Origin of the sequence: Flavobacterium cyanobacteriorum (assembly GCF_002251835.1) — a bacterium.
Classification (GTDB): domain Bacteria; phylum Bacteroidota; class Bacteroidia; order Flavobacteriales; family Flavobacteriaceae; genus Flavobacterium; species Flavobacterium cyanobacteriorum.
Genome location: NZ_NOXV01000141.1, coordinates 1 through 5131 on the forward strand (window position 1 = coordinate 1; position 5131 = coordinate 5131).

Annotated in this window: 5 protein-coding genes; 1 reads left to right on the forward strand and 4 read right to left on the reverse strand. The window is 45.4% G+C overall.

Annotation, left to right across the window (positions count from 1 at the left end):
- Positions 1-206 precede the first annotated feature (206 nt).
- The gene (gene tyrS, locus CHU92_RS02030) at positions 207-1508 is read right to left on the reverse strand and encodes a tyrosine--tRNA ligase (protein WP_094412096.1); all 1302 of its coding nucleotides are present in this window, start codon (positions 1506-1508) and stop codon (positions 207-209) included.
- A gap of 105 nt (positions 1509-1613) precedes the next feature.
- On the opposite strand from tyrS, the gene CHU92_RS02035 reads away from it, so the two are divergent.
- On the forward strand, positions 1614-2609 hold the full coding sequence (locus CHU92_RS02035; protein ID WP_094412098.1) for an NAD-dependent epimerase/dehydratase family protein: 996 nt from the start codon (positions 1614-1616) through the stop codon (positions 2607-2609).
- Here CHU92_RS02035 and CHU92_RS02040 read toward each other — a convergent pair.
- From CHU92_RS02040 to CHU92_RS02050, 3 genes are read right to left on the reverse strand one after another with little or no spacing between them, the layout of a single operon-like run.
- Positions 2599-2952: a DUF4296 domain-containing protein gene (locus CHU92_RS02040; protein ID WP_094412100.1), complete on the reverse strand. Its 354-nt coding sequence runs from the start codon at positions 2950-2952 to the stop codon at positions 2599-2601. The genes CHU92_RS02035 and CHU92_RS02040 overlap by 11 nt on opposite strands.
- 2 nt (positions 2953-2954) lie before the next feature.
- The gene (locus CHU92_RS02045; RefSeq protein ID WP_094412102.1) at positions 2955-4295 is read right to left on the reverse strand and encodes a dihydroorotase; all 1341 of its coding nucleotides are present in this window, start codon (positions 4293-4295) and stop codon (positions 2955-2957) included.
- A 4-nt stretch (positions 4296-4299) separates the two neighbouring features.
- Complete coding sequence (locus CHU92_RS02050; protein ID WP_094412104.1) at positions 4300-5022, reverse strand: polyprenol monophosphomannose synthase; 723 nt, start codon at positions 5020-5022, stop codon at positions 4300-4302.
- Between the last annotated feature and the right edge of the window lie 109 nt (positions 5023-5131).

The window sequence follows — 5131 nt, forward strand, 5'->3', positions numbered from 1 at the left end:
AAAAAGATACAGCGGAAAGCCCGGCCCGCAGGGACACGCCCAAAAAAATAATCGGGGAACTGATAAGAATAGCTGTGCAGCAATGTGCCTCCGGAAGATTGCGCATTGCCGGTTTGCGCTCCGGTTGCGCTCCGGCTCCACCCGGCGCACTGCTTCGATACCGCGCCATAAGGGCTATAAAAGTAGGCTCTCCCTTGCTAAGGCCGTTATCTTACCCTTATCACAAAGTAAGTCTTCTTACCCCTTTGCAACAAGATGAACTGGCCGTTAATAAGGTCCTTGGCCGTAAGGTGGTACTCTTCCCCTACTTTTTCCCGGTTTACAGCAACTGAGTTTTCTTTCAGTGCACGCCGTGCCTCTGCATTGGTCGGCAAAAAGTTGGTTTTGGCAACAAAGGCATCAACAATATTCAAACCGGCGTGTATGTCGTCCTTAGCGACTTCTGCCTGTGGCACGCCCTCAAATACATCAAGGAAAGTATTTTCGTCAAGCTGTTTTAAGTCATCTGCAGTAGCGTTGCCAAAGAGTATGGATGATGCCTTCACCGCGTTTTCAAGGTCTTCCCGTGAATGTACAAAGGCCGTAACTTCTTCAGCAAGGCGTTTTTGCAACAGCCTAAGGTGGGGTGCCTGCCTGTGCCCGTCAATAAGCGCCTCCACCTCGTCCTGTGCAAGGAAGGTAAATATCTTAATATACTTTTCGGCATCCGCATCGGTAGTATTGAGCCAGAACTGGTAAAATTTGTATACCGAGGTTTTATCTGCGTCAAGCCATATATTGCCCCCTTCTGATTTACCGAATTTTGAGCCGTCGGCCTTGGTGATAAGCGGGCAGGTCATGGCATAGGCCTTTGCGCCCTCATCATCGCTCATGCGTCGTATAAGCTCTGTGCCGGTGGTTATGTTCCCCCACTGGTCGCTTCCGCCCAGCTGCAGCACGCAATTGTAGTTTTTGTACAGGTGGTAAAAATCATAGCCCTGGATAAGCTGGTACGTAAATTCCGTGAAAGACATGCCTGAACCGGCTTCACCGGTAAGGCGCTTTTTAACCGAATCTTTAGCCATCATATAATTGACCGTGATCCGCTTGCCTACATCACGGGCAAAACCTATGAAAGAAAACTCCTTCATCCAGTCGTAGTTATTGACCAGCAGAGGGGCATTAGCGGCTGTAGAGCTGAAATCAAGAAAGCGGGACAAAACACGTTTTATCCCTGCCACATTTCGCTCAAGGGCAGCCTCGTCAAGCAGGTTGCGCTCATCGGATTTTCCTGAAGGGTCGCCAATCATACCGGTGGCCCCACCCACAAGCGCCACGGGCTTATGCCCGCATTTTTGCAGGTGAACTAAAATGATAATAGGTACAAGGCTGCCGATATGCAACGAATCGGAAGTGGGGTCAAACCCTATGTAGGCTGTGGCCATGCCTTTATTCAGTTGCTCTTCAGTCCCGGGCATTATATCGTGCACCATGCCCCGCCATTTTAGTTCTTCTACAAAATTTTTCATGATTATTAAGCTAATGGCTGCAAAAATACAACGCAGGTCCGCATCTGTAAAATATTTAAGCCTGAAATATGAAATATATGCTAAGTATCTTTTTACATTTGTTGTATGATACTAGTTACCGGAGGAACCGGGCTTGTTGGCGCCCACCTGCTGCTTCGCCTCACGTCAGGAGGAGAAAAAGTACGTGCCCTATACCGAAACGCCGACAACATCAACAAAACCCGCAAACTCTTTTCCCATTATGCCGGCAATGCTGATTTTAATGCTATTGAGTGGGTGCAGGGCGATATAAACGACATTCCTTCGCTGGAGGATGCTTTTGCCGGAATTGATTATGTATATCATTGTGCTGCCCATATTTCGTTTGACCCTGCGGAAGAAAACAAACTTCGGAAAGTAAATATTGAAGGTACGGCCAACATGGTAAACTGTGCCCTTGCCTTTGGCGTAAAAAAGTTCTGCCATGTAAGTTCCGTAGCCGCACTGGGCGACCCGCGTGACGGGGAACTTATTGACGAGGAAACTGAATGGAACCCCGAACTAAGCCACCATGACTATGCCCTGAGCAAACGCGGCGCCGAAATGGAAGTGTGGCGTGGCTGGCAGGAAGGCCTCGATGTGGTGATAGTAAACCCGGCGCTGATATTTGGTTATGGTTTTTGGGGACAGGGCAGCGGGCAGATATTCAGCGCTGTAAAAAAGGGGATGTATTTTTATACAGAGGGCTCCTGTGGCATTATTGCCGTGGAAGATGTTGTAAGCATCATGACTCAATTAATGAACAGTGAAATAACCGGCGAACGCTTTGCGCTGGTTGCCGAAAATAGTACCTATAAAAATCTTTTTGGCGCCATTTGCGAAGGTATGGGCAAGAAAAGCCCTGCCTATGCAGCCACAAGGCTTATGACCTCCTTTGCATGGCGCGCTGACTGGCTGCTTAGCAAACTGTTTATGAGGAAAAGGGGCTTTACACGTGCTATGGCGAGGGCAGCACATAAAAACGAGATTTTTGACAACAGCAAAACAGCAAGGATGCTGAACTTTACCTTTACGGAGATGAAACCTTACCTTAAAAAGCTGGCGTCACAGTTTACTTCTTAATGTCTTTTTTTGGTTCATTTTCTTTTATCCGTGCCTGCACCCTGGCTTTTACTTCTTCCTGTATTTTGGCATATTCTTCGAGCTTTGATGCGTAATACTTGTGGTTCTGTGCCAGTGTGATGCTGTCAATAGCATATTTTTTATAGATATATTGCTGGGGGTCAACATTTTCGTCACGGAGAGTGTTGGGCGACTGGGAGCGTATAGCCTGTAAAAGGGAAAGGTCATAAAGTATATCTGCCATTTTTTCCCTCTCTATAAGCTTACCGGGTTTTTCCACGGCGTTGCCCTGCCTGCACGACACAAACAATAATAACAGGCCTATAGCAATGAATTTTTTCATGATTATCTGTCAAAAAGCAGGCGCTCGCCGCAACGGATGTCTTTCACTTTAAAATTGGTATAAACCAGCTGCCCGTTTACAAAGGTATGTGTAATCCTTGACTTGAAATTAGTCCCTTCAAAAGGTGACCAGCCGCACTTGTAGAGAATATTTTCTTTCTTTACGTTCCAGGGCAGCCCGGGGTTAACAATTGCAAGATCAGCATAATAGCCTTCCCTGATGAAGCCGCGTTTCTCAATATTGAATATCCTGGCAGGGTTGTGTGCCATTTTCTCTACTATCTTTTCCACAGATATCTTCTTTTGGTGGTAGGCTTCAAACATGGCCACGACGGCATGCTGCACCAGCGGCCCGCCGGCAGGGGAAGAGGTATAAGGGTTGTTCTTTTCCTCCAGTGTATGCGGCGCATGGTCGGTAGCAATCACATCAATCCTGTCATCCAGCAGCGCTTTCCATAAAGCATCCCTGTCGGCAGCGGTTTTCACAGCAGGGTTCCATTTTATAAGTGCGCCTTTGGTATCGTAATCCGCATCAGAAAACCAAAGGTGGTGTATACAGACTTCTGCCGTAATTTTTTTCTCCTCAAGGGGTATTTTGTTTGTGAAAAGTTCCATTTCTTTTGCGGTAGAAAGATGGAAAACATGTAGCCTGGCACCTGTTTTCTTAGCCAGCTCTACCGTTTTTGAAGATGAGATATAGCAGGATTCTGCGCTCCTTATTTCCGGATGGTATTTTACAGGGATATTGTCACCATATTGTTCCTTAAACTTCTCAAGGTTTTTCTTTATGGTGCCTTCGTCTTCGCAATGTGTTGCAATGAGTAGCTCTGTACTGGAAAATATATTTTCGAGCGCCTTCTCATCATCAACCAGCATATTCCCAGTTGAAGACCCCAGGAAAAGCTTAATCCCTGCCACATTTTTAGGATTGGTTTTAAGCAACTCGTCAAGGTTATTGTTGGTACCGCCGATCATGAAGGAATAGTTGGCATATGATACTTCAGCCGCCCTTTGGTATTTCTGCTCCAGTATTTCGTGGGTTACGGCATTAGGCACCGTATTAGGCTGCTCAATGAATGAGGTTATCCCTCCCGCCACGGCCGCCCTGGATTCTGATTCAATATCACCTTTATGGGTTAGCCCCGGCTCCCTGAAGTGCACCTGGTCATCAATAGCACCGGGTATAAGGAAGCTGCCTTCCGCGTCTATTATCTTAACATCAGGAGATTTAGCGCTTATAGCGCCGGCTATTTCTTTTATATATTTACCTTCAATATAAACATCGCCTTCGGTGATAGTGCCTTCGTTTACAATCCTGGCGTTTTTTATTAAAATCCTGTTCATATTTTTATAGTCGGTTAAGTATTTTTTTAAATTTAAGAGAAATAACACCAAATATGGCCTCTTTTATAATGGCATTGCTCATTTTTGATTCACCTTTTGTCCTGTCTGTAAAAATTATTGGTACTTCAACAAGGTTAAAGCCATTAACGTAGGCCCTGTATTTCATTTCTATCTGGAAAGCATATCCTACAAATTTTATCCTGTTGAAGTTAATGCTCTCAAGGACTTTCCTTTTGTAGCATTTAAAACCGGCGGTGGCGTCATGTATTTTCATGCCGGTAATTAATTTTACATAAACAGAAGCAAAGTAGGACAGCAGCACCCTGCTAAGCGGCCAGTTAACCACATTTACGCCCCTGCTGTACCGCGATCCTATAGCCATATCTGCGCCTTTCTTACACGCCTCAAGCAGCCGCTCAAGGTCAGCAGGGTTGTGTGAAAAATCAGCATCCATTTCAAAAATATATTCATATTTTCTGGCTATGGCCCATTTAAAACCATGGACGTAGGCCGTGCCAAGCCCGGATTTACCCTGCCGCACCTCAACATACAGCCGATCCGGGTACTCCTGCTGCAACGCAATGGCTTTGCGGGCAGTACCGTCAGGTGAATTATCGTCTACTATTAAAAGATCAAAAGGCGTTTTAAGCATTAAAACAGCCCTTACTATGGGCTCAATATTCTCAATTTCGTTGTACGTAGGTATTACAACCAGACCTTCGTTCATGGGCAGACGTTATTTAGGACAAAAATAATGCATTTCTAACGTGGTATGCACAATTTAATTATAATTTTAGTACACGACAAAAAATATAATTGATTAAAAATCAATAAAA